This window comes from Serratia sp. 506_PEND, assembly GCF_001076875.1.
Classification (GTDB): Bacteria; Pseudomonadota; Gammaproteobacteria; order Enterobacterales; family Enterobacteriaceae; genus Serratia; species Serratia marcescens.
The window spans coordinates 1-21,170 of sequence record NZ_JVEL01000369.1; the positions used below are offsets into that span (position 1 = coordinate 1).

The window sequence follows — 21,170 nt, forward strand, 5'->3', positions numbered from 1 at the left end:
ATCATGCCGCCCAGCGCCACCACCGCGATCACCCACGGCCAGTGCAGTAAGCCTTCATGGGCGGCGATGCCGCCCAGCAGCGTGATGGTTTCCCCTTCCGCCAGGCAGCCGATAAACAACGCCCAGTAACCGTAGTCCGTAATGTAGTGGGCCAAATCGGTCATTCCTTGCTCCTTATGTGGCTGACGCATAAGGGCAAGTATACGCCCGATCGCTAGTCTTGGGCGATTTGGGCCACCAACGCTCTGCGCCGCGCCAGGCTTTCCGCCATTTGTGCCTGTACCCTGGCGTAAATGTGCGGCGGGGCCAGTTCCGGCGTGCCGCCCTCGAACGGCGGCGCCGGGGCGTATTCCAGATAAAGCTGGATCATTTGGGCGGTGTCTTCACCGTGCAGTTCGGCGATCAGCGCCAGCGCAAAGTCGATGCCGGCGGTGACGCCGCCGCCGCTGATCACATTGCCGTCGCGTTCTACGCGAGCAGCGCTGGGTATGGCGCCGAACAGCTTCAGGCTGTCGCGCATCGACCAGTGGCAGGCGGCGCGTTTGCCCGCCAGCAGACCGGCGGCGGCCAGGATCAGCGAACCGGTGCATACCGAGGTCAGGTAGCGGGCATCGGCCCCCAGCCGCCGGATTTGCTGCATGAACGCTTTATCCTGCAGCGCCTGGGTGCAGCCGCTGCCGCCCGGCACGCACAGCACGTCGCAGCGCGCGATCTCCGGCAGCGGGCGCAACTGGGTGAAGTGCAAGCCTTCCGACTCGACATCCGCGCCGTCTACCGAGGCGACGATGATTTCCGCGCCCGGCATGCGGCGCAGGAACTGCAAGGGGCCAGTGAAGTCGAGTTGGGTGACGCCTTGATAGATGGGAAATACAATCACGAGTGGTTCAGACATGACATTCGCCTCATTTTTATCGTTGGACCTGGGCCATAATAGCCGCCCTGTATTTGGCTGATATGACAGATAACCCTCAAAAAGCGCCATCATGAAAACGATCGGTTTTGTGGTTTTTCCCGGTTTCAACCTGCTGGACTTTGCCGGCCCGCTGGCGGCGTTCGATAACGTCAGTCAGTTTACCGATCCGCCGGCCTACCGCTGCGTGGCGATCTCGCCGCAGGGCGGCATGGTCGCCAGCTCGGCCGGGGTGGAAATCGCCACGCAACCGTGCGGCGACGAGCGTTTCGATACGTTGGTGGTGGCCGGCGGCAGCGGCAACGTGATGGCGGCGCAGTCACCGGCGCTGGCGGCGTTCCTGGCCAACCAAAGCCGACGAGCGCGGCGTATCGCCAGTGTGTGCACCGGGGCGTTTATTCTGGCGGCCTGCGGGCTGCTGGACGGCAAACGCGCCACCACCCACTGGTATCATGCGGCGCGGCTGCAGCAGAGTTATCCGCGCATTCGCGTCGACAGCAACCGCATTTTCATTCGCGATGGTGATATCTGGACGTCGGCCGGCATCAGCGCCGGCATCGATCTGGCGTTGGCGCTGATCGAGGACGATCTGGGCGCCACCCTGGCGGCGGCCGTGGCGCGGCAGCTGGTGGTCTATCACCGTCGTCCCGGCGGGCAGTCGCAGTATTCGCTGTTGCTGGCGTTGAACCCGTCGTCGGATCGCATGCGCGCTGCGCTGTCGTACGCGCGCGAACATTTGCACCTGCCGCTGTCGGTGGCGGATCTGGCCGACGCCGCCTGCCTGAGCGAGCGGCAGTTCGGTCGGCTGTTCCGCGCCGAAACCGGGCAGACGCCGGCCAAGGTGATCGAACAGCTGCGGGTGGAGGCGGCCAGGGTACGCATTGAAGAGAGCGCCGAGCCGCTGGAGGCGATCGCCCGTTCGGTGGGATTCAGCGATCCGGAGCGCATGAGACGGGCGTTTATCCGCGTCTTTGGCCTGTCGCCGCAGGCGATCCGCCGGCTCGGCCGCGCGGGATAATTTTTTGCCACGCCTGGCGGCGGGGCACACCAGAGGAGCAACGGATGTATCAGGATTTTGAGAGCGAATTGAGCTGGGCGACGCGTCATATGCCGCGCACCCGAGCCGCGGTGGCGGCGTTGCCGGACCTGCACGGGGTGCGGCTGGCGTGCAACATGCACCTGGATCTGAAAATGGCGCCGCTGGTGGCCGGCCTGCTGGACAAGGGCGCGGCGATCTTCCTGACCACCTGCAATCCCACTACGGTGCAGGACGATGTGGTGAGCTGGCTGGAGCGGCGAGGCGCGCAGGCCTATGCCTGGCGTGACATGAGCGCCGGCGAATGGTCGGAATCCTTCGACCGCGCGCTGGCCTGGCGGCCGACTCATTTGTGCGAAATGGGAGCGGATTTGACCACCCGTTTGCACCAATCGCCGAACGGCCCGCAGATCGTCGCCGGGCTGGAGGCCACCGGCTCGGGCATCAACCGGTTGAACGGCGTGGCGCCGCGCTACCCGATCTTCAACTGGGACGATCTGCCGGTGAAAGAGGGGCTGCACAATCGGCATATGGTTGGGCTGACCGCCTGGCACACTTTCTTCCAGACCACCCACTTGACGCTGCATGAAAAGCGTGTGCTGGTGATCGGTTACGGCCTGGTCGGGCAGGGGACGGCGGCCGCGGCCAGAGCCTACGGCGGCCAGGTGATGGTGGCGGAAATCGATCCGGCGCGCGCGCTGCAGGCGCGTTATGACGGCTGGCAGGTGGTGGATCTGGCGAGCGGGGTCGCGCAGGCGGACGTGATCGCCACCGCGACCGGCGCGAAAAACGTGCTTTCGGCGCAGCATCTGCAACAGGCGCAGGACGGCGTGTTTATCCTCAACGTCGGCCACGTGGCGGAAGAGATCGACGTCGGCTTCCTCAAGGGCTTGCCGCACCACGAGCCGATGCCTTATGTGAATGCTTACCAACTGAATGAAAAGACGGTCTATTTGCTGGCCAACGGGTCGATGTTCAACCTGACCGCCGGCTACGGCGACAGCCTCAACGCCTTCGACGTCACGCTGGCGGTGATGGCGGCCGGCATCGGCCATATCGTCGGCGCGGGAGCGCGGCAAACGCCGGGGCTGTACCTGCTGCCGCAGTCGGCCTGGCAGCCGGCGCTGTAACTTTTTCTACGCGGGCGTTCATCCCAGAGCGCCCGCGGGCTGCGTCGTTTTTCGGCCGACAGAATTTGTCACAAATCCGCCATACAATCCCAGTGCCAAGCGCTGAACCCTCACATATAATTCGCTGAGTTCAAGCCCCCATTTCAGAGTAATGCCTGTGAAAATACGTGTTTTGGTTCTGACCCTGCTCGCTTTGCAGGCGGGCGCAGGCTTTGCGCCGCGCGTGCTGGCCAGCGACAACGCTGCCGCCGTGCACGCCACCCAGCCTGAGCTGGCCTCCGGCAGCGCGATGGTCGTCGATATGCAAACCCATAAGGTGATGTATGCGCGCAACCCGGATGAAGTGGTGCCGATCGCCTCGATCACCAAGCTGATGACCGCCATGGTCACGTTGGACGCGCACCTGCCGCTCGATGAGATGCTGGCGGTGGACATCCGCCAGACGCCGGAGATGAAAGGGGTGTATTCACGGGTGCGGCTGAACAGCGAAATCAGCCGCAAGGATATGCTGCTGCTGGCGCTGATGTCGTCGGAAAACCGCGCGGCCGCCAGCCTGGCGCACCACTATCCGGGGGGCTACAACGCCTTCATCAAAGCGATGAACGCCAAGGCCAGGGCGCTTGGCATGACCAACACCCATTACGTGGAACCGACCGGGCTCTCTATTCATAACGTATCGACGGCGCGCGATCTGACCAAGCTGCTGATCGCCACCAAGCAATACCCGTTGATCGGCCAGCTCAGCACCACCACCGAACGCATGGCCAGCTTCAAGGATCCGAACTACACGCTGCCGTTCCGCAACACCAACCACCTGGTGTACAACCCGAAATGGAACATTCAGCTGACCAAGACCGGCTTCACCAACCAGGCGGGCCACTGCCTGGCGATGCGCACCGTGATCGGCAACCGCTCGGTGTCGCTGGTGGTGCTGGACGCCTTCGGCAAATATACCCACTTCGCCGACGCCAACCGGCTGCGCAGCTGGATTGAAACCGGCAAGGTGACGCCGATCCCGGCCGCCGCCCGTGACTATCGCCGCCAAAAAGACGCCCGTCTGGCGAAAAACGACAGCGAATAACCCGCCTGGCGGCCTGCCCGTTTGCTGCAGGCCGCTATCGGCCCTCGGGCCGCCTGATGACAAATCCCCGCTCGCGATCGCCGTCGAAACCCGCTTTGAGATAAAGCTGGTGCGCGCCGGTGCGTTGCTGTCCCGACAGCAGCATCACCTTGTAACAGCCTTTACGCCAGGCCAGCTGCAGCGTGTATTCAATCATGGCGAGCGCTACGCCGTGGCCGCGGTAGGGCTCCGCCGTCACCACGTGTTCGATGACGCCGAACGGTTGCGCCTGATGCGCCAGCCCCGGGATCAGCGCCAGCATGCAGGTGGCGATCGGCTGTTTCTCGTCCGCCGCCACCACCAGGCGGATCGCCGGATCGTCCAGCAGGCGTTGCAGGGTGCGGCGCGCGTCGTCGGCGCGCAGCGGCGCGTCCTGCGGGCGCAGCTCGCGATACAAGGCTAACAGGCCGTTGAGATCGTCCGGCTGCGCCAGGCGATGAATGATGCTCATGGTTGCTCCTTTCCGCCGCTTCAACGGTAATCCGCTATCCTCCATTAATACCACAACGTTTGCCGGAGGGGATGTTATGAGTCAGGTTTCGACCTTTGTCATGTTCCAGGGAGAGGCGCAGCAGGCGATCGATCTCTACAGCCAGGTGTTCGAGCGTTTTCGGCTCATGCAGGTGCAGCATTACGACCCGACGCCGGACGGCCGGCGGTTGATCAAGCATGCGTCCATCGATTTTGATCGGCAGAACCTGGTGTTTACCGATAGCTCGATCAGCCATGACTTCAGCTTTACCCCGGCGGTGTCGCTGTTCATCAACCTGCCTAACGAAGAAGCGTTGGAGCGGGCGTTCCACCGGCTGGCGGAGGGCGGCAAGGTGCTGATGCCGCTCGATGACTACGGCTTCAGCGCCCGTTTCGGTTGGCTCAACGATCGTTTCGGCCTTTCTTGGCAGCTCAATGTGCCGGCGGGCGATCTGCCCTGATACTAAGGGCTCAGCGTGTAAAAGGCATGGTAGTTCCTGCTGTTATTTCATATGCTTATCATCATGAGGGCGGGGAATTTTGCCGTAGGAAATGCCGACAACGTCATGGAAAGGTGCGCTTTGATTGATTTTGACCGCTATGTTGAGCAAGCGAAGTCTTACGGCGAGTGGCCGGGCGGGCATGCGGACATGCTGTCCGGTCGCGTTGAGGGATTGAGCTATCGTCTGTATCGGCACACTGCCGAGAGTGAACACGTGATCGTGGTTTATCACGGCGGCGGGGTTAACAGCGCCGCCGGGTATGACGTTCTTGCGCGCCAGTTGGCCGCCGAGCCGACGCTCGCGGTGTGCCTGGTGGATATCCGCGGACATGGCGATTCCACGGGAGAGAGGGGAACGGTTGAGCGGCCTGAGCGTATTTGGCGCGATGTCGATGTCATCCTGGCGGAAATGCGCCGCCGTTTTCCGTTGGCGCGCAGGCACCTGCTGGGCCATTCCAGCGGCGCCGGGATGTTGCTCAACTATTTGACCCGCTATCCTGGCGAGCAGCAGGCGGACAGCCTGATCCTGCTGGCGCCCGAGCTGGGGCCATTTTCCGGGATGGCCCGCGATCTGGCGGCGACGGCCCGTTTTGCCCAGGTGCGCCAATGGCCGTTTGTCGCCAATGCGCTCAGCGGCGGGCGGTGGTTTGGGCACGCTCGGGCGGTCAGCCTGAATTTTCCCCCGGCGGTGCTGGCCGCCGCCCCCGATTTTGTCTGCCAATACAGCGTCAATATGGCTAATGCGTTGACGCCGCGCGCCCCGGCCAAGCAACTGGCGGCGTTGCGATTGCCGACCTTGCTGCTGGCGGCAGCGCAGGACGAGTTGTTCAGTGCGCAATCCTTGCAGCGCTTCGTCGAACGGCACGGCAACGTGCATGTTGCCTTTGGCTTGCTTGAGGGCAGTACGCATTTATCGTGCGTCTTTGATGCCCATCGTTTTGTCCTTCAACATATCACGCGTGCGTTCGCTATTGGATCCGATGAGGGGCTGGCGGGCGAGGGGGCTTAACGCCGGCGCCGGGCGGCAATCGCGCGCCCGGCATTTTCCGAGATCCTCCCATATCCTTTCATGATGCTTTACCGCTATGCTAAACATAGAATGGCCCGTGAATATGAAAAGGATGAATCATTTTGGCAGGAAGTAGCTTACTTACCCTCATCGACGACATCGCCTCGTTGCTGGACGACGTCTCTTTAATGAGCAAGATGGCGGCGAAAAAAACCGCCGGGGTGCTGGGGGACGATCTGGCGCTTAACGCGCAGCAGGTCACCGGCGTTAAAGCCGATCGCGAACTGCCCGTGGTGTGGAGCGTCGCCAAAGGCTCGTTGATCAACAAGGCGATCCTGGTGCCGCTGGCGCTGCTGATCAGCGCCTTCGCGCCCTGGGCGATTACGCCGCTGCTGATGGTGGGCGGCGCCTACCTGTGTTACGAAGGGTTCGAAAAGGTGTTTCACAGCCTGAGCCACGGCAAGGCGGCGCAGGAGGAAAAATCGGACGGGCCCGGCGCCAATGAGGACGCCGCGGCCTATGAGAAGCGCAAGGTGAAAGGGGCGATACGCACCGATTTCGTGCTCTCCGCCGAGATTATCGCCATCACGCTGGGCACGGTCGCCGGCGCCACCTTCAGCCAGCAGGTGATCGTCTTGTGCGGCATCGCCGTCGTGATGACGCTCGGCGTGTACGGCATTGTCGCCGGCATCGTCAGGCTGGACGATCTGGGGCTGTATCTGAGCCGCAAAGGCAGCGCGTTGGCGCGCGCCATCGGCAGCGGCATCGTGCGCGCCGCGCCTTATCTGATGAAAACGCTGTCGATCGTCGGCACTGTCGCCATGTTTATGGTCGGCGGCGGTATTCTGACCCACGGTTTGCCGCCGGTGCATCACCTGTTCGAAGACTGGGCCTCGTACACCACCGTGGTGCCGACGTTTGGCCATCTTTTGCAGGGTGTGGTTCCGGCTCTGCTGAACGTGGCGTTCGGGCTGGTGGCCGGCGGCGTGGTGCTGGCGGCGGTGTCGGCGCTGGGCGCGGTACGCGCGCGTTTCAAGGCATGATGAAAAGTCTCGCCCCGGAAGGGGCGGGACGTATGAGATGGATTAAAAGATCAGTTTGAGAACGCCGGTAATCGTCAACAAACCCACGATAAAGATGATGGCGACTATCCACAGAATAATTTTCATTTGATTCTCCCTTACCGGTTACAGGTGGCGCGCTGTTGGCGCTAACTCAATGAAATCACTCTTCACTATAGACGCTAACTCCCTATCGTGCGTCGCCATGCCTTCAAGGATGCCGATTGTCGCCCGCGCCCAGCGCGCGCTGCATAATCTGCGTGTCGCGCCATTCCCCCAGCTTGAACCCTACCGCTTTTAACGTCCCTGCGCTGGTGAAGCCGAGTGACTGGTGCAGCGCCAGCGAGCCGCGGTTGGCGGCGGAATCGCCGACGATCGCCAGCATCTGGCGCCAGGGACCTTGCTCGCAGCGGGCGATCAGCGCGCTCAGCAGTGCCTTGCCGACGCCTTTGCCCTGTTGCCCTTCGGCGATATATACCGAGTCTTCCACGGTAAAGCGATAGGCCGGCCGGGGGCGATACGGCGTGGCATAGCAGTAGCCGACAATACGGCCTTCGCTTTTCGCCACCAGCCAGGGCAGCCCGGCTTCCCGCACTTTGCTCAGGCGCAGCTGCATTTCCGTCAGCGTCGGCGGCTGTTCTTCAAACGAGGCCGCGCCGTACAGCACGTGGTGGGTGTAAATGCGCAGCACGGCGGCCATATCGTCCGGTGTGGCGTCAAGGAGGCTAAGTACGGGAGCGGAGAGCGTCATGGTAATGCCTGTTTACCTTGGAAATCAGCGGATAAACGCCATTATGCGCGCCGCTCGCCGCCGGGGTAAATCGGGTTTTCTTATGGTGAGATAAGAAAACCCGATGATGAGCGGGAAGGGGCTCTTTGCCTGTGATTACCAGCCTTTCACCGCACCGCCGTTGAAGATCTTCTCGGCGGCCTTGGCCACTTCGTCCGACTCATAGGCCTTGATGAAGTTCTGCACGTTTGGCGCGTCCTTGTTGTCTTCGCGGGTGACGATGATGTTGGTGTACGGCGAGTCTTTATCCTCGATGAAGATGCCGTCTTTGGTCGGCGACAGGCCGGTCTGGTTGATGTAGGTGGTGCTGATGACGGCGACGGTGACTTTCGGATCGTCCAGCACGTGCGGCAGCTGCGCGCCTTCCAGCTCCATGATCTGATAACGATGCGGGTTGGCGCTGATGTCCAGGGCGGTAGGCAGCAACCCTTTGCCAGGCTTCAGGCTAATCAGCCCGGTTTTTTCCAGCAGCAGCAGGGCGCGCCCCAGGTTGGTCGGATCGAGCGGGATGGCGATCACCGCGCCGTCCGGCAACTCTTTCAGCGATTTTATCTTTTTAGAGTAGCCGGCCATCGGGAAGACGAAGGTATTGCCGACTGCCACCAGCTTATAGCCGTGATCTTTGTTTTGCTGTTCGAGGAACGGGCGGTGCTGAAACACGTTGGCGTCCAGTTCGCCTTTGTCGGTGGCGTCGTTCGGCAGCAGCGAACCGCTGAAGCCGACCAGCTCGACGTCCAGCCCGTATTTCTCTTTCGCCACCTGCCTGGCGACTTCCGCCACGTCTTGTTCCGCGCCGTTGATGACGCCGACTTTGATATGGTTTTGGTCGGTTTTTTGATCGCAGCCCTGCAGCGCCAATACGGCGGCGAAGGCCGCCGCCAGAGGGGTGATACGCCAGCGTAAGGTCATCGAACTCTCCCTGAAAAGAACAATAAAATCAGTTGGTTTTTGTTCTTACAGCTAAGCCTGAACCGCCGATGAAGTCAAACGCTCGTTCAGCATAAACGGCTATAGCTTATAGCCGTTATGCGATGGGGGATTATCGGCTGAGTGAACGCAGCACCACGATGCCCGGCGTGGCCATCACGTAATCCATAAAGGGCGAATCGACCACCCGCATGTTGGCCTTGCGCGATGAGGCGTTGCGCAGCACCGGGCCGTTGTCGGTCATCACGAAGATGCCGGTATGGGTCACGTCCAGCCCGGCGAGGTTGGTGTAAATGCCGATGTAGTCGCCGGTGCGCAGCTGGGCCAGCACCTTGTCGTCGACGCTGTCGCTGGGGATATAGGTCACGCTGCGTTGTACGTTGGGCAAACCGGGCAGGTAGCTGCCGCCGTCCGCCTTTTGATTGAGGGTTTTCACGAGGGTGACGGCGTGCGGGCTGAGCTGCGCGGTGATGTCTTCGGCCACCTTGTGCGGCCGCTGCGCCCAGTCGGTGAAGAAGTGTTTGCGCTGCGGGAAGGCGATTTTGCCGTCGACGTAGCGAATGTCCACCAGACGCTGAACGAACTCGGCCTCGCTGCGGGCGGTGCTGAGCGCTTCCACATAATCGATGTAGGTGAAGCAATCCAGCCCGCGGAAGTCGATCACCAACTGCTCGGGCGTGCTCTGCGCACCGATCAGGCGGTTGGCGAGATAGGGCGTGCCGAGGAATTCGCGCGAAATCAAATCGACGCTGCGGCCATGCGGCTGCGCGGCGGGCCAACCGGCGCGCAGTGCGAGGATCTCACGCAGCTTGCTGCGGGTGCTGGCGTCCATCTCCGGCTGCACGCCCGGCGGCGAAACGGTGACGCCGGTCGGCGGCCTTGCGGGGACGACGGCGGCGGGGCGCTCGGCGCATCCGCTCATGGCGATAGCTAACATCAGTAAAACAGCCTTGTTCTGGTTCATACGGCCCTCCCTGGGTGTCGCTGGCTTATCAGAGTAAGTGATAACAGTTCTCATCCGATGGTAGGGGTTAAAAAGTAAACATAGCCTCAATGACGTTCGATAAATCAGTAACCGATTTCGCTATTGAACGGCAAATACCAGAACAGCGCGATTTCGTGATCGGCGATCTCCGGCTCGGCGCGGTACAGCAAACGATCGATGCCGCCGAGAATAAACCCGTAATGCTGGTAGCAGCGGCAGGCCGCCAGATTGTTGTTCTGCGTTTCGAGCATCATACCTGAGGTTTCCTGCTGCCGCGCCCACCGTTTGGCGCAGTCCAGCAGCGCCCCGGCGATGCCCTGACGGCGCGCATGAGCGCTGACGGCGATCTCGTCGATCAGGGTGTAACCGTTCCAGTTTTTGCTCAGCGTAATATGGCCAACGGCGTCATTCTGGTGATACGCCAGGAAGGTCACGCTGTCTTCGTTGGCGAACGGCGCCAGCGGATACCGCTTGCGAAACGGCGCCACCGGGCGGGTTGGCCAGCTGTCGACCGGGCTGTCGAACTGCGGCAGAGCGTAACAGGCGATGGTGAAGCTGAAATCGCCGCGCGTCAGATAATCATCGGGCAGCGCCTCAATGGCCGCGATACGGATGGCCGGGGTCATTACGGCAGCTCCCGCAGCAGGCGCGCCGGGTTGCCGGCATAAATCCCCTTGCGGGTGATGTCACGGGTCACCACCGCCCCGGCGCCGATCACCGCGTCGCTGCAGATCTCCACCGCCAGGATCGTGGCGCCGGAGCCGATGGATACCCGATCGCCGATGCAGGTGCGCCCCCAACTGGCCGGATCGGCGTTGGGCGCGCCGTCTTTGAACAGATCGTTGGCGAAGGTGACGCCGTGGCCGATAAAGCACGCTTCGCCGAGGGTGACGTATTCGCAGATAAAGCTGTGCGACTGAATTTTACTGCGCGCGCCGATGCTGACGTGGCGCTGGATCTCCACGAACGGGCCGACGAAGACATCGTCGCCGAGCCGGCAGCCATACAGATTGCAGGGCTCGATTACGGTGACGTTGCGCCCGGCGTCGACGTCGACGATCCCCGCCTGACGGGTGGTGATTACGGATGACATGACCTTCCTCTCAGCCTGGTTTTTATGGTGGGAGTATAAGACAAAGCGCTGCGGCGTTGCGCTTTCCGCACGTTTTTTCGCCGAAAGACTATAATTAGTACAGGGGAGAGAGCCCCGTGGCCGCAATCCTCGCACGGGTAGCAGTCCGTCGGAGGTGTGAAATTCGTTCGCCGATCGCGGCCTACGGCGAGATAGGAGGTGTCTCATGGTCAGTCATGTTTGGGGACTTCTGGCGCATCCCAGCGCCGAGTTCGAACAGATCAAAAGCGAGAATGAAAGCGTCTCGCACCTATACACCCATCACGTGTTGCTCTTGGCAGCTATCCCGGTGGTCTGCGCCTTTATCGGCACCACCCAGTTGGGCTGGCTCTCCGGCGAGGGACATGCCATCAGGCTCGACATGTTTACCGCGCTTTATACCGCCGTGGCGTTCTACCTGCTGATGCTGGCGGGCGTAGCGGCCATGGGGAAAGTCATTCACTGGATGGCGCGGCGTTATGAATCGCGCCCCAGCCTGCACCGCTGCATGGTGTTCGCCGGCTATGTGGCGACCCCGATGTTCCTCAGCGGGGTAGTGGCGCTCTATCCGGTCGTCTGGCTGTGTCTGTTTGTCGGCATTATCGGCCTGTGCTATTCGGGCTATCTGCTGAATCTGGGGATCCCGCACTTCCTGAATATCGACAGTAAGGAAGGGTTCATCTTCTCCAGCTCGACCTTCGCCATCGGCATTCTGTTGCTCGAGCTGCTGCTTGGGGTGACGGTGCTGCTGTGGGGGTACGGTTCCTGGTTGTTCTGAGTTAACGGTTGTTGTTGTCGCCCCCGCGCCGGTGGAACGGCGCGGGGGCTTTTGCTTTTATGCGCGGCGGAAAACCAGCATCACGCCGAGCACGATGCCCGCCATCCCCAACAGGCTCAGCGCGGCCAGCGCGTGGCCGAGCAGCAGGTAATCCAGCAGGGCGGTGACCGCCGGGATCAGGTAGAACAGGCTGGTGACCTGCACCAGATTGCCGCGCTGGATCAGGCGATACAGCAAGAAGGTCGCCAGCACTGAGATCACCACCGCCATCCACAGCAGCGGCAGCACGAACTCAGGCCGCCAGTCGACCCGCAGCGGCTCAAACGGCAGCGCCAACGCACACATCAACAGCCCGATGGCATACTGCAGCGGCAAGACCGCCAGCGGCGGCTGCGTCATGCCCTTTTGCAGCAGGGTGCCGGCGGTCATGCTCCCCAATGCGATAAAGGCGAACAGCATGCCGCTCGGCGAGAAATGAGCCACCATCAGGCTTTGGTACACCACCAGCGTCAACCCGGCCATCGCCAGCGCCAGCCCGAATGCGCGCAGCCCGGCGCAGCGCCGTTCGGTGATGAACTGGGTGAGGATCGGCTGTACGCCGAGCAACGTGGCCAGCACGCCGGGCGTAATGCCCTGTTCCAACGCCAGCAGATAGCAGATCTGATAGCTGCCGATCATCAGCACGCCGATCAACGCGACGCGCCGGCGGGTGCCGGGGGTGGGCAGGCACTGGCGCCGCCACAGGCCGATGGCCAACAGTACCGCCAGCGCGATGGCGCAGCGGAAGAACAGAAAAGCGAAAGCGGAGGCGTGCTCCAATCCCCAACGGGAGAAGATCGCGCCGCTGCTCCAGAGCAGGACGAACAGCGTAGCCAGGCCGGCATTGGCCCAGAGAGAAGGGAATCGCATATCAATTTCACCTGTCGTGAAAATTACAGGCTCCGGCGCGCGCGGCGGTCTACGCCTGAACGCAACAGATCAATAAGCCGGAGGTAAAAGTCGGTGTGGCTTAACGCGCAACCACAATGCGTGGCGGGTAAGCGGCAACCGCTGAAACGACAGAGGAAACGGCGGGTGGGGAGGAGGAAGCACACAGCAAAACGACGGCCGGAACGGTCGCGTTTGTCGGATCTGTGCTGTGCGCCAACGGAGTCATAGGGAGTCCTGCAAACCGGGAATGAGATGAATCGCTTCAAACATAACCAAGTTCAGCGGGGCGTGCAATCGGAAATCACAATGATTTAAATGATAATGAAAATCATTATCATTAATTAAAAGGTGTGCTATGTTGCTTTTGCCGCACAGTGTTGACGCAGGGCGCGGCTTGCCCCTTGCCTTGCTTCACGCAGCGCGTGCGGCAGAAGACGTTGCGATTCGCTTTTGCAGAAGGCGAGCAATCGTGGTAAAAATATTGGTATGTTATAATATAACAATTAATGCATGATGAATTCAGTTCACGACATCCTCCATGTTGATGGAGTTAGCCTGACCGGCCACGGCGGAGCATTGATACTCGACACCATCCATTTCGCGCTCCGCGCCGGTGAGAAGCTGGCGGTGATCGGCCCCAACGGCAGCGGCAAGTCCAGCCTGTTGCGCACCCTGATCGGCGAAACGCGGCCGGACAGCGGCGGCATTTACTGGCGGGGGCGTGCCTTGTCCACGTGGCCGGCGGCGGAGCGCGCCAGAAGCATCGCCTTTCTGGCGCAAAACGATCTGCCGGATTTGCGGCTGTCGGTCGAGGATTACGTGGCGTTGGGCCGTTTACCGCATGGCGAACGCTCTGCGACGGGAAAGCGCATCGTTGACGAGGCCATCAGGGAAACCGGGCTGGCGCCGCTCAGACACCATCCGTTGGGGCGGCTCTCGGGCGGCCAGCGTCAGCGCGCCGCGCTGGCTCGGGCGTTGGCGCAGTCTCCCGACCTGTTGTTGCTGGATGAACCGACCAATCACCTCGATCCGCCCGGGCGCTCGGCGCTGCTGTCGCTAGTGAAGAATAAAGACATCGCCGTGATTGCGGTGCTGCACGATCTGCCCGTGGCGGAGGCGTTTGCCGATCGGATCCTGGTGCTCAACGATAGCCGCCAGGTGGCCTGTGGCACGCCCGAGGCGGTGTTGCAGACCCCGGTGATTTTGCCGGTGTTCGGCATGAACAGCTTCAAGGTGGCGCACCCCGTCAGCGGGAAAACGCTGCGTATTTTTGACGTTCCCCATTGCGCTTGATAAACCAGAGAGAAACATGAACACACGCGTATTCCCCCTGCTCCTGCTGCTGGCCGGCGGGGCGGCGGCGGCCGAAAAATTTCCCGTCACCGTAGAAAGCTGCGGTACGCCGGTCACCTTCAACCAGGCGCCGCAACGCGCCGTCATCAACGACATCAACATGGCCGAGATGGCCTTTGCGCTCCATCTGCAGGATCGCATTGTCGGGCTGACCGGCATCACCGGCTGGTACAAACTGACGCCCGATTTCAAGGCCGCGATGGGCGCCATTCCCGAACTGGCGCCGAAATATCCCGCTCTGGAAACGCTGCTGGCGGCACAGCCGGACTTCTTCTTCGCCGGCTGGAATTACGGCATGAAGATCGGCGGCGACGTCACGCCGGAGAAGCTCGCCCCGTTCGGCATCAAAACGCTGGTGCTGAGCGAGAGCTGCGTACAGGCCGGCGGGCGGCCGCAGAAGGCCGATATGAACCTGTTGTATGACGATGAGCTGAAGCTCGGCAAGATTTTCGGCAAGCCGCAAGAGGCCGCCGCGCTGGTTGAAGGCTGGCGGCGCCGGTTGGCTGCGCTTCCCGCCAGACCGGCGGGCCAGCCGCCGCTCAAGGTGTTCGTCTATGACTCGGGGGAGGAGAAGCCTTTCACCAGCGGCAAATACGCCATGCCGACGGCGATCATCGAAGCGGCGGGCGGCCGCAACGTGATGGACGATTTGCCGGCGAGCTGGACGACGGCGTCCTGGGAGGCGGTGGCGGCGGCCGAGCCCGACTTCATTATTCTGCTGGATTATCAGACCGGGTCAGGCGCCGATGCGCTGCGGCGCTTCCTCGAGTCTCACCCGTTGATGAAGTTGACGCCCGCGGTACGGCACCATCGTTATCTGAAACTGCAGTATGCGGAGCTGACGCCGGGGCCGGCCAACATCGGCGCGGTGGAAAAGCTGGCGCGGGCGCTGTACGCGCCGGCGGCTGAATGAACTCGCCGATCCGGCGGTTTATGCTGCTCGCGCCGCTGGCGCTGTCAGTGTTGTGCGGGCTAATGATCTGGAGCCTGCAGCTGGGCAGCGTCGCGCTGTCATGGCGGCAGACGATGGCGGCATTGGGGCTTTCATCGGCGCCCCTATCCGGCATGCTGGATACCATCGTCGTGCAACTGCGGGTGCCCAGAGCCTTATTGGCGGCCTTGACCGGCGCCGGGCTGGCGATGACCGGCGCGCTGCTGCAGACCACCACCCGCAATGAGCTGGCCGATCCTTTTTTGTTTGGGCTCTCCTCCGGCGCCTCCGCCGGCGCGGTGCTGGTCATCACGCGCTTCGGCGATGCGCTGGGCGCGCTGACGCTGCCGCTGTCCGCTTTCGCCGGCGGCATTTTGTCCGCGATGGCGGTGATGATCCTGTTTCGCGTCAGCCGGGTCAGGCGCGCCGAGCAGCTGATCGTCTGCGGCCTGGCGGTCTCGTTTTTGTTCAGCGCGCTCACCAGCTACCTGGTGTTTTCCGGCGATCAGCGGGCGGCCGGTTCGGTGTTGTTCTGGTCGCTGGGCGGGTTGGGGTTGGCGCGTTGGGATAATCTGTTCATTCCGTTGGTGAGTTTCGCGCTGCTGGCCGGGTTTACGGCGCTGCGTTGGCGGGCGCTGGACGCGCTGCTGGCGGGCGAGCACACCGCCCATTCGATGGGGGTCAATGTGGCGCGCCTGCGCACCGAGACCTTTCTGTGCTGCGCATTGTCTACGGCGTTTCTCGTGTCGCTGACGGGCGTCATAGGGTTTGTCGGGCTGATGGTGCCCTATCTGGCCCGGCGCCTGGTGGGCGTGCGCCACCGTTTGGCCGTGCCGATGTGCGGCCTGCTGGGGGCGATGCTGCTGACCGGCGGCGACATGCTCAGCCGCAGCCTGATCCCCAATCAGGAGCTGCCCATCGGCATCATTACGGCCGGGCTGGGGGGCGCGTTCATCGTCTCCTTGCTGCTGCGCGCGGAACGATGAACGTCAATAGAGTTCCAGGTGCAGGCGCTGCTGCTCAATCAGCGTCTGCCACAGGTTTTCCGCCCCGCAGGCTTGCTCCAGCGCCGTCGCCACGGCATGTTCCAGATACTGACGATTGCCGCACAGGTAGACATGCGCGCCCCGCTGCAGCAGGCCGCTGACGACATCGGCGCGATCGTCGATGGCGTGTTGCACGTAATACTTGTCGGCGGCGTCGCGCGAGAATGCCGTGATGAGCCGTGTGAGTACGCCCGTCGCGTTCAGCGTGACCAACTCCTCGCCATACAGGAAGTCTTCACCGCGCCTTTTCTCACCGAAGATCAGGACGGTTTCACGCCGTTCGCCCTGGGCGGCCATTTCGCGCAGTAAGCCAATCAACGGTGCGATGCCAGTACCGGTACCGATAAGCAGCACCGGCAAGGCGGTGTCGCGCGGCAGGTAAAAGCCGGGGTTGGCGCGGCAGAAAAGGCGGAAAGGACCGGGATGCTTGAGCAGCCAGCCGGTTGCCGTGCCGCGCCGGGTGCGGCCGTCGCGTTCATATCGTACGTCGCGCACGCACAGATCGAGGCTCTCTGCCCGCGTTGCCGAAGCGATGGAGTAGGCGCGCGGCAGGCAAACGGGCAGCAGCGCCAACAGGTTCTCCAGCGTGATCGTGTGCGGCGAGCAAAAATCGTGCAGCACGTCCAGCAGATCGGCGCCGTACAGATAACTCTCCAGGGCTTTGCGCTGACGGATCTTCAGCAGGCCTTTGAGCTCTTCGCTGTCGGCCAACTGCGCCATTTCGCGCAGCGTCGTTTTGCTGAGCTGGCGCAGCTCCCGGCGCCGCAGCGCGTCGACGGCCTCCGGCCTGCCGAGCCAGTCTGCCAGCCGAGTCAATAATTCTTCGTCGTTCTCCGGCAACAGATAGACGGTATCTCCCGCCCGGTAAACGATGCCGCTGCCGGCGATATTCAACCGCAGATGCCAGGCTTGCGGCGTGCGAGCGCTGAGCGGCCGCCGTTCGAGGAGGGCGGCGCTGAACGCATGGTCTTCGCCGTAGGCGGTCACGCGTAGATGCAAATCGCGGCCGGCCTGGGCATCGCCGGCCAGCACCTTCTCCAGCGTCGTCAGCCAGGTGGTGAAGAACGGTTCGAAGTTAACGTCGGCGTCGACGCGATTGATGATGGCGCGGGCGCCGTATTGCGTCAGGCGCGCATCCAGCGCCTGCGTGAAGCCGCAGAAATGCGGGTACGCGGTGTCGCCGAGACCGAAGATGGCGTAGCGCAACCGGTGGCGATCCGGCCATTGCGCCAGCGCGTCGGAAAAACGCTCGGCGTTGGCGGGCGGTTCGCCGTCGCCAAATGAGCTGGAGACGATCAGCAGGGCGTCACGTTCGCCCACATCGGCGGGCTGGATGGCGTTGAGTTCTTTCACGACGGGGCGGTAGGGTTGCAGGCTGCTTTGTTCACCCAGGCGCATCGCCAGCGCCCGGGCGTTGCCCGACTCCGAACCGTAACCAATCAGGATGCGTTCGATGATGTCGGCCATAGCGGTTACTTGTCGTAGTGGTTGTCGAACTGTTCTTTGGCGAATTCCACCGATTCGAAGTCGGTCATCAGATCGTTGATCACGCGGCGGATGCTGATATAGGCCTCGATATTGCCCTGGGCGTCATACAGCGGCTGCACCGTGGTGTCGACCACGTACAGCACGCCGCCCTTGCCGACGTTCGGAATGATGCCGGTCCAGATGCCGCCCGCCTTGATGGTGTCCCACATCGCTTTGTAAACGGCTTTCGGCACGGAAGGGTGGCGCACGATGCTGTGGGGCTGGCCCACTAGCTCTTCCCGGGAAAAGCCGGTCAGCTGACAAAAAAGATCGTTGACGTAGGTGATGGTGCCCTGCAGATCGGTGGTGGAGATCACCATCACTTTATCGAGCGCGGCCAGCAGCTGGGCGGAATCGAGGGTTTGACTCATGGTAGGTTCCTTCTCATTAACTTCGCGGTGAATGCCACGGCGGATGTCATGTATCCGTCATGACAGCTTTGTAATTGATTCTCATTTGCGATGATAGAGTGAATGGTAATCGGGAACTTTATAAGTTGCAATAAAAATGCATCTTTAAAGGTGCAGAAAGATCGCGATGAGGCCGGTAGGGCAGAGGAGGCCCGCGCCGGGTGCGGCGGCGGGCTAATTGAGCGGTCTTAGCGGGGGTCTTCGGCCCAGCCTTTGCGTTTGCTGGTTTTGCCGATGCCGGGGTTGAAGCTGTTGGTCGGATCGGCGGTGCGGTAGAACGCCTGCAGATCCGCCTTGGCGTGGTAGAGGTGGCCGACGTTATGCTCCGCCGGGTACTCGGCGCCGCGCCGGTTGAGGATCTCGAGCATCTTTTCTTTCAGCGCATGGCTGTCCACGCCTTTTTTCACCACGTAGTCCTGGTGGAAGACGTGGCACATAAAGTGGCCGTAATACAGTTTATGCACCAACTGACTGTCGATTTCCGGCGGCAGCGTTTCGAACCAGTCGGTGTCGTTGCGGCGCAGGGCGATATCCAGCGCCAGAATATCCTCCACCTTGTCGGCATGCACCGCATGGTAGCGCACCGCGGCGCCGGCGGCGGCGAAGCGGTGCAGGAAGGCCTTTTTGCCCTCGTCAGGCGTGCAGGCGAAGAAAGCGCCTTCGGCCTGGGCGAAATAGTCGGTCAGGTAGCGCTGGGCCTCTTCCACGCCGGGGCCGGCCATCTTCAGCAGCAGGTGATGTTCGAAACGTTCGCGGTATTCCTTCATGCGCTTCGGCAGGTGGCTCGGCGCCAGATGGCTCAGGCCCTGCATCAGCCGATCGGTCAGGTTGTGCGGCAGCAGCGGCAGCTTGTTGAGGTTGGCGTCCATGCGGCCTTTCAGGGTGAAGAAGCGCGGCATCTGATCGGTGCCGAGCTTGTCGATCATCATGAAGGTGTCTTTGCCGTACACCTCGGCGATGTCGAAGATATCGCGGTGCATGTATTCACCGGCCACCGGCAGGTTTTCGAATTTGCTCAGCATATGGCGGCGCAGTTCGGTCAGCACCGCGGTGTCGTTGGTGCCGATATAGAACACCTGCTCTTTGCCCTCTTTCTCGAAGGTGTCGAGTCGCACCGCGAACACCGCCAGTTTGCCGGCGCAGCCGGAGGCTTCGTACAGGCGGCGTTTGTCGGCGTTGAAGCGGGAAGGGGTGTCGGCATCGACGTCGCGCACCCGGCTGGCGTATTCGTTATCCGAGGCGCGCAGCTCACCGTATTCGACGTCCTCCGGGCGATAGTCGCCTTTTTCCAGCCGGGTGAGGATCTCTTCCGGCGTGTCGCCGAGGCGGATGCCCAGATGGTTCACCAGGCGCAGCTGGCCGTCTTCCCCTAACTGGGCGTACAGCGCCATTTCGGTATAGGCCGGGCCGCGTTTCACCAGCGAGCCGCCGGAGTTGTTGCATACGCCGCCGATCACCGAGGCGCCGATGCAGGAGGAGCCGATCACCGAATGCGGTTCGCGGCCGTAGGGTTTGAGCAATTTCTCGAGGTGGTGCAGGGTGCTGCCGGGGAAGCCGACCACCTGCTTGCCGTTGTCCAGCACCTGAATATGATCGAGGCGCAGGGTGCTGACGATGACGATATCGCGATCATAGTCGTTGCCGCTGGGGGTTGAGCCCTCGGTCAGGCCGGTGTTGGCGGCTTGCATGATGACGATTTTGTCGGCGGCCACGCAGGCCTGCAGAATGCGCCACAGCTGCAGCAGGCTGGTAGGGAATACCACCGCCAGCGCCTGGCCTTCGCCGGAGCGGAACCCCTTGCGATAACGCTCGGTGTTGCGATCGCCGGTCAACAGCTGCGGGCCGCCGACGATGTCCTTGAGCTGATTGATAAACGTCTGATTGCCTGACTGCATGCTGCCTGTCTCCCTGTCATCTCCGTCGCTTTAACCGCGGCGCCGGGGTGCCGCGCAACAAGCTAAGAGGTTATTAATTAAATAACTTATTAAGCTATCAGCTTGGTGAGCTAATAGCTTGCGGGTTTAGTAGCGCTCGACGTAACCGGCTCGGCGCTCTTCGTCGCGCAGCGTCAGGATCTCCACGCCGTCGGCGGTGACCGCCACGGTGTGTTCCCACTGCGCCGACAGTTTTTTGTCGCGCGTCACCACCGTCCAGCCGTCCTTCTTCTGTTTGATGCGGCGGTCGCCCTGGTTGATCATCGGCTCGATGGTGAACACCATGCCTTCCTGCAACGCCATGCCGCTGCCGGCTTGACCGTAGTGCAGCACCGCCGGCTCTTCGTGCATGTCGCGGCCGATGCCGTGGCCGCAATATTCCCGCACGATGCTGTAGCCGGCCTGTTCGGCGTGCCGCTGGATGGCGTGGCCGATATCCCCCAGAGTGGCGCCCGGTTTGACCGCGCGAATGCCCTGCCACATCGATTCATAGACGTTGTTCACCAACCGTTTGGCCAGCGGCGTCACCTGGCCGATGCAGTACATCTTGCTGGAGTCGGCGATATAGCCGCCGTTTTCCAGCGTGATATCCACGTTGACGATCATGCCGGAACGCAGGATCTTGCTGGCCGACGGCACCCCGTGGCACACCACATCGTCCACGGAGGTATTGAGCACATAGGGGAAATCATACTGCCCCTTGCTGGCCGGGCGCGACTTCAGTTCTTCGACGATAAACGCCTCGGCGCGGTCGTTGATCTCCATGGTGGAGATGCCTTCGACGATGACCTCATCGAGCATAGCAAACACTTTGGCCAGCAGAGCGCTGGAATGGCGCATTTTGGCAATCTCTTCCGGCGTTTTAATCACAATCTGTTTCACCCGACAATCTCCTTCAGCGTCAGCGCGTTATCTTTCATCATTTTTTTTACCAGCTGCGGATAGGTCAGTTCCGGATGGAACTCCGCCAGCATGCCTATCCTGATCCAGTACTCGGCCTGCGCGTTGATCGAACGCGTCATGGTCAGGCTGGCGAGGCGCAGATCGTCATGCAGCGCGTCCGAAATTTTTACGATGCCCATTGGCGTCTCCATAAATGAACAATATACGAAGTGTATACGTTTTGGATGGTCGCGATGTGGCATTCTGTGGCGTAAGAAGATTCTGGCAACAACGATTGCCGCCGCCAGGCAATGCGTTTATTGTGAT

23 protein-coding genes and 1 pseudogene are annotated in these 21,170 nt (G+C 61.9%); 10 read left to right on the top strand and 14 right to left on the bottom strand.

Going from position 1 to position 21,170, the window contains the following annotated elements; translation table 11 throughout:
* Nucleotides 1-164 (bottom strand): annotated as a pseudogene (locus ADK28_RS32980) (DedA family protein); the annotation flags it as partial.
* A gap of 50 nt (nucleotides 165-214) precedes the next feature.
* Complete coding sequence (locus ADK28_RS11870) at nucleotides 215-892, bottom strand: DJ-1/PfpI family protein (protein ID WP_033641025.1); 678 nt, start codon at nucleotides 890-892, stop codon at nucleotides 215-217.
* Nucleotides 893-983: 91 nt separating this feature from the next.
* On the opposite strand from ADK28_RS11870, the gene ADK28_RS11875 reads away from it, so the two are divergent.
* From ADK28_RS11875 to pbpG, 3 genes are all read left to right on the top strand, one after another.
* On the top strand, nucleotides 984-1,928 hold the full coding sequence (locus ADK28_RS11875; RefSeq protein ID WP_016928650.1) for a GlxA family transcriptional regulator: 945 nt from the start codon (nucleotides 984-986) through the stop codon (nucleotides 1,926-1,928).
* A 44-nt stretch (nucleotides 1,929-1,972) separates the two neighbouring features.
* Nucleotides 1,973-3,076 carry an adenosylhomocysteinase gene (locus tag ADK28_RS11880; RefSeq protein WP_033641024.1) on the top strand — a complete coding sequence of 368 codons (1,104 nt, stop codon included), beginning with the start codon at nucleotides 1,973-1,975 and terminating at the stop codon, nucleotides 3,074-3,076.
* Nucleotides 3,077-3,227: 151 nt separating this feature from the next.
* A complete protein-coding gene (gene pbpG / locus ADK28_RS11885) occupies nucleotides 3,228-4,157 on the top strand; it encodes a D-alanyl-D-alanine endopeptidase (protein WP_033641023.1) in 930 nt (309 codons plus the stop codon).
* Nucleotides 4,158-4,191: 34 nt separating this feature from the next.
* Here pbpG and ADK28_RS11890 read toward each other — a convergent pair whose 3' ends face one another.
* The gene (locus tag ADK28_RS11890) at nucleotides 4,192-4,647 is read right to left on the bottom strand and encodes a GNAT family N-acetyltransferase (protein ID WP_048795745.1); all 456 of its coding nucleotides are present in this window, start codon (nucleotides 4,645-4,647) and stop codon (nucleotides 4,192-4,194) included.
* Nucleotides 4,648-4,723: 76 nt separating this feature from the next.
* Between ADK28_RS11890 and ADK28_RS11895 the strand changes: the two genes are divergently transcribed.
* The 3 genes from ADK28_RS11895 (at nucleotide 4,724) to ADK28_RS11905 (ending at nucleotide 7,221) form a co-directional block, all read left to right on the top strand.
* Nucleotides 4,724-5,128, top strand: coding sequence for a VOC family protein (locus ADK28_RS11895; RefSeq protein ID WP_048795746.1), 405 nt, complete (start codon nucleotides 4,724-4,726; stop codon nucleotides 5,126-5,128).
* Nucleotides 5,129-5,248: 120 nt separating this feature from the next.
* Nucleotides 5,249-6,178: an alpha/beta fold hydrolase gene (locus ADK28_RS11900; protein WP_065426209.1), complete on the top strand. Its 930-nt coding sequence runs from the start codon at nucleotides 5,249-5,251 to the stop codon at nucleotides 6,176-6,178.
* A 122-nt stretch (nucleotides 6,179-6,300) separates the two neighbouring features.
* Complete coding sequence (locus tag ADK28_RS11905; protein WP_028127651.1) at nucleotides 6,301-7,221, top strand: DUF808 domain-containing protein; 921 nt, start codon at nucleotides 6,301-6,303, stop codon at nucleotides 7,219-7,221.
* A 229-nt stretch (nucleotides 7,222-7,450) separates the two neighbouring features.
* Here the strand turns inward: ADK28_RS11905 and ADK28_RS11910 are convergent, their stop codons facing one another.
* From ADK28_RS11910 to ADK28_RS11930, 5 genes are all read right to left on the bottom strand, one after another.
* Nucleotides 7,451-7,990 (bottom strand): GNAT family N-acetyltransferase, encoded by a 540-nt coding sequence (locus tag ADK28_RS11910; protein ID WP_028127650.1) that lies wholly within the window; start codon nucleotides 7,988-7,990, stop codon nucleotides 7,451-7,453.
* Between the two features lie 135 nt (nucleotides 7,991-8,125).
* The gene (locus ADK28_RS11915; RefSeq protein WP_015377051.1) at nucleotides 8,126-8,938 is read right to left on the bottom strand and encodes a MetQ/NlpA family lipoprotein; all 813 of its coding nucleotides are present in this window, start codon (nucleotides 8,936-8,938) and stop codon (nucleotides 8,126-8,128) included.
* A 130-nt stretch (nucleotides 8,939-9,068) separates the two neighbouring features.
* The gene (locus tag ADK28_RS11920) at nucleotides 9,069-9,920 is read right to left on the bottom strand and encodes a DUF1460 domain-containing protein (RefSeq protein WP_048795747.1); all 852 of its coding nucleotides are present in this window, start codon (nucleotides 9,918-9,920) and stop codon (nucleotides 9,069-9,071) included.
* Between the two features lie 104 nt (nucleotides 9,921-10,024).
* Nucleotides 10,025-10,567: a GNAT family N-acetyltransferase gene (locus ADK28_RS11925; protein ID WP_048795748.1), complete on the bottom strand. Its 543-nt coding sequence runs from the start codon at nucleotides 10,565-10,567 to the stop codon at nucleotides 10,025-10,027.
* Entirely contained in the window at nucleotides 10,567-11,034 is a 468-nt protein-coding gene (locus ADK28_RS11930) for an acyltransferase (RefSeq protein ID WP_048795749.1), read from the bottom strand. Before ADK28_RS11930 ends, ADK28_RS11925 begins: the two co-directional genes overlap by 1 nt.
* Nucleotides 11,035-11,239: 205 nt before the next feature.
* Here ADK28_RS11930 and ADK28_RS11935 point away from each other — a divergent pair, with 205 nt between their 5' ends.
* Nucleotides 11,240-11,830, top strand: a complete 591-nt coding sequence (locus tag ADK28_RS11935) for a Yip1 family protein (RefSeq protein ID WP_033633836.1) — start codon at nucleotides 11,240-11,242, stop codon at nucleotides 11,828-11,830.
* A gap of 57 nt (nucleotides 11,831-11,887) precedes the next feature.
* Here the strand turns inward: ADK28_RS11935 and ADK28_RS11940 are convergent, their stop codons facing one another.
* A complete protein-coding gene (locus tag ADK28_RS11940; protein WP_048795750.1) occupies nucleotides 11,888-12,739 on the bottom strand; it encodes a DMT family transporter in 852 nt (283 codons plus the stop codon).
* 597 nt (nucleotides 12,740-13,336) lie between these two features.
* Between ADK28_RS11940 and ADK28_RS11945 the strand changes: the two genes are divergently transcribed.
* The 3 genes from ADK28_RS11945 to ADK28_RS11955 are packed head-to-tail and all read left to right on the top strand — an operon-like array spanning nucleotide 13,337 to nucleotide 16,030.
* Nucleotides 13,337-14,053: an ABC transporter ATP-binding protein gene (locus tag ADK28_RS11945; RefSeq protein WP_048795751.1), complete on the top strand. Its 717-nt coding sequence runs from the start codon at nucleotides 13,337-13,339 to the stop codon at nucleotides 14,051-14,053.
* 16 nt (nucleotides 14,054-14,069) lie between these two features.
* A complete protein-coding gene (locus ADK28_RS11950; RefSeq protein ID WP_048795752.1) occupies nucleotides 14,070-15,026 on the top strand; it encodes an ABC transporter substrate-binding protein in 957 nt (318 codons plus the stop codon).
* Nucleotides 15,023-16,030 (top strand): FecCD family ABC transporter permease, encoded by a 1,008-nt coding sequence (locus tag ADK28_RS11955; protein WP_033641014.1) that lies wholly within the window; start codon nucleotides 15,023-15,025, stop codon nucleotides 16,028-16,030. Before ADK28_RS11950 ends, ADK28_RS11955 begins: the two co-directional genes overlap by 4 nt.
* Before the next feature lie 3 nt (nucleotides 16,031-16,033).
* Here ADK28_RS11955 and ADK28_RS11960 read toward each other — a convergent pair whose 3' ends face one another.
* From ADK28_RS11960 to ADK28_RS11980, 5 genes are all read right to left on the bottom strand, one after another.
* A complete protein-coding gene (locus ADK28_RS11960; RefSeq protein ID WP_048795753.1) occupies nucleotides 16,034-17,557 on the bottom strand; it encodes a flavodoxin domain-containing protein in 1,524 nt (507 codons plus the stop codon).
* Between the two features lie 5 nt (nucleotides 17,558-17,562).
* Entirely contained in the window at nucleotides 17,563-17,988 is a 426-nt protein-coding gene (locus tag ADK28_RS11965) for a PAS domain-containing protein (RefSeq protein ID WP_023447580.1), read from the bottom strand.
* Between the two features lie 227 nt (nucleotides 17,989-18,215).
* A complete protein-coding gene (gene dld, locus ADK28_RS11970; protein WP_033641012.1) occupies nucleotides 18,216-19,922 on the bottom strand; it encodes a D-lactate dehydrogenase in 1,707 nt (568 codons plus the stop codon).
* 126 nt (nucleotides 19,923-20,048) lie between these two features.
* Entirely contained in the window at nucleotides 20,049-20,843 is a 795-nt protein-coding gene (gene map, locus ADK28_RS11975) for a type I methionyl aminopeptidase (RefSeq protein ID WP_048795754.1), read from the bottom strand.
* Nucleotides 20,840-21,043: a ParD-like family protein gene (locus tag ADK28_RS11980; protein WP_004939618.1), complete on the bottom strand. Its 204-nt coding sequence runs from the start codon at nucleotides 21,041-21,043 to the stop codon at nucleotides 20,840-20,842. The genes map and ADK28_RS11980 overlap by 4 nt, the downstream gene beginning before the upstream one ends.
* Nucleotides 21,044-21,170: the final 127 nt, after the last annotated feature.

Bases quoted from the DNA above. Each gene is read 5' to 3' on its own strand.
- ADK28_RS11870 (WP_033641025.1), bottom strand. From the start codon at position 892: ATGTCTGAACCACTCGTGATTGTATTTCCCATCTATCAAGGCGTCACC.
- ADK28_RS11875 (WP_016928650.1), top strand. From the start codon at position 984: ATGAAAACGATCGGTTTTGTGGTTTTTCCCGGTTTCAACCTGCTGGAC.
- ADK28_RS11880 (WP_033641024.1), top strand. From the start codon at position 1,973: ATGTATCAGGATTTTGAGAGCGAATTGAGCTGGGCGACGCGTCATATG.
- pbpG (WP_033641023.1), top strand. From the start codon at position 3,228: ATGCCTGTGAAAATACGTGTTTTGGTTCTGACCCTGCTCGCTTTGCAG.
- ADK28_RS11890 (WP_048795745.1), bottom strand. From the start codon at position 4,647: ATGAGCATCATTCATCGCCTGGCGCAGCCGGACGATCTCAACGGCCTG.
- ADK28_RS11895 (WP_048795746.1), top strand. From the start codon at position 4,724: ATGAGTCAGGTTTCGACCTTTGTCATGTTCCAGGGAGAGGCGCAGCAG.
- ADK28_RS11910 (WP_028127650.1), bottom strand. From the start codon at position 7,990: ATGACGCTCTCCGCTCCCGTACTTAGCCTCCTTGACGCCACACCGGAC.
- ADK28_RS11915 (WP_015377051.1), bottom strand. From the start codon at position 8,938: ATGACCTTACGCTGGCGTATCACCCCTCTGGCGGCGGCCTTCGCCGCC.
- ADK28_RS11920 (WP_048795747.1), bottom strand. From the start codon at position 9,920: ATGAACCAGAACAAGGCTGTTTTACTGATGTTAGCTATCGCCATGAGC.
- ADK28_RS11925 (WP_048795748.1), bottom strand. From the start codon at position 10,567: ATGACCCCGGCCATCCGTATCGCGGCCATTGAGGCGCTGCCCGATGAT.
- ADK28_RS11930 (WP_048795749.1), bottom strand. From the start codon at position 11,034: ATGTCATCCGTAATCACCACCCGTCAGGCGGGGATCGTCGACGTCGAC.
- ADK28_RS11935 (WP_033633836.1), top strand. From the start codon at position 11,240: ATGGTCAGTCATGTTTGGGGACTTCTGGCGCATCCCAGCGCCGAGTTC.
- ADK28_RS11940 (WP_048795750.1), bottom strand. From the start codon at position 12,739: ATGCGATTCCCTTCTCTCTGGGCCAATGCCGGCCTGGCTACGCTGTTC.
- ADK28_RS11950 (WP_048795752.1), top strand. From the start codon at position 14,070: ATGAACACACGCGTATTCCCCCTGCTCCTGCTGCTGGCCGGCGGGGCG.
- ADK28_RS11955 (WP_033641014.1), top strand. From the start codon at position 15,023: ATGAACTCGCCGATCCGGCGGTTTATGCTGCTCGCGCCGCTGGCGCTG.
- ADK28_RS11960 (WP_048795753.1), bottom strand. From the start codon at position 17,557: ATGGCCGACATCATCGAACGCATCCTGATTGGTTACGGTTCGGAGTCG.
- ADK28_RS11965 (WP_023447580.1), bottom strand. From the start codon at position 17,988: ATGAGTCAAACCCTCGATTCCGCCCAGCTGCTGGCCGCGCTCGATAAA.
- dld (WP_033641012.1), bottom strand. From the start codon at position 19,922: ATGCAGTCAGGCAATCAGACGTTTATCAATCAGCTCAAGGACATCGTC.
- ADK28_RS11980 (WP_004939618.1), bottom strand. From the start codon at position 21,043: ATGGGCATCGTAAAAATTTCGGACGCGCTGCATGACGATCTGCGCCTC.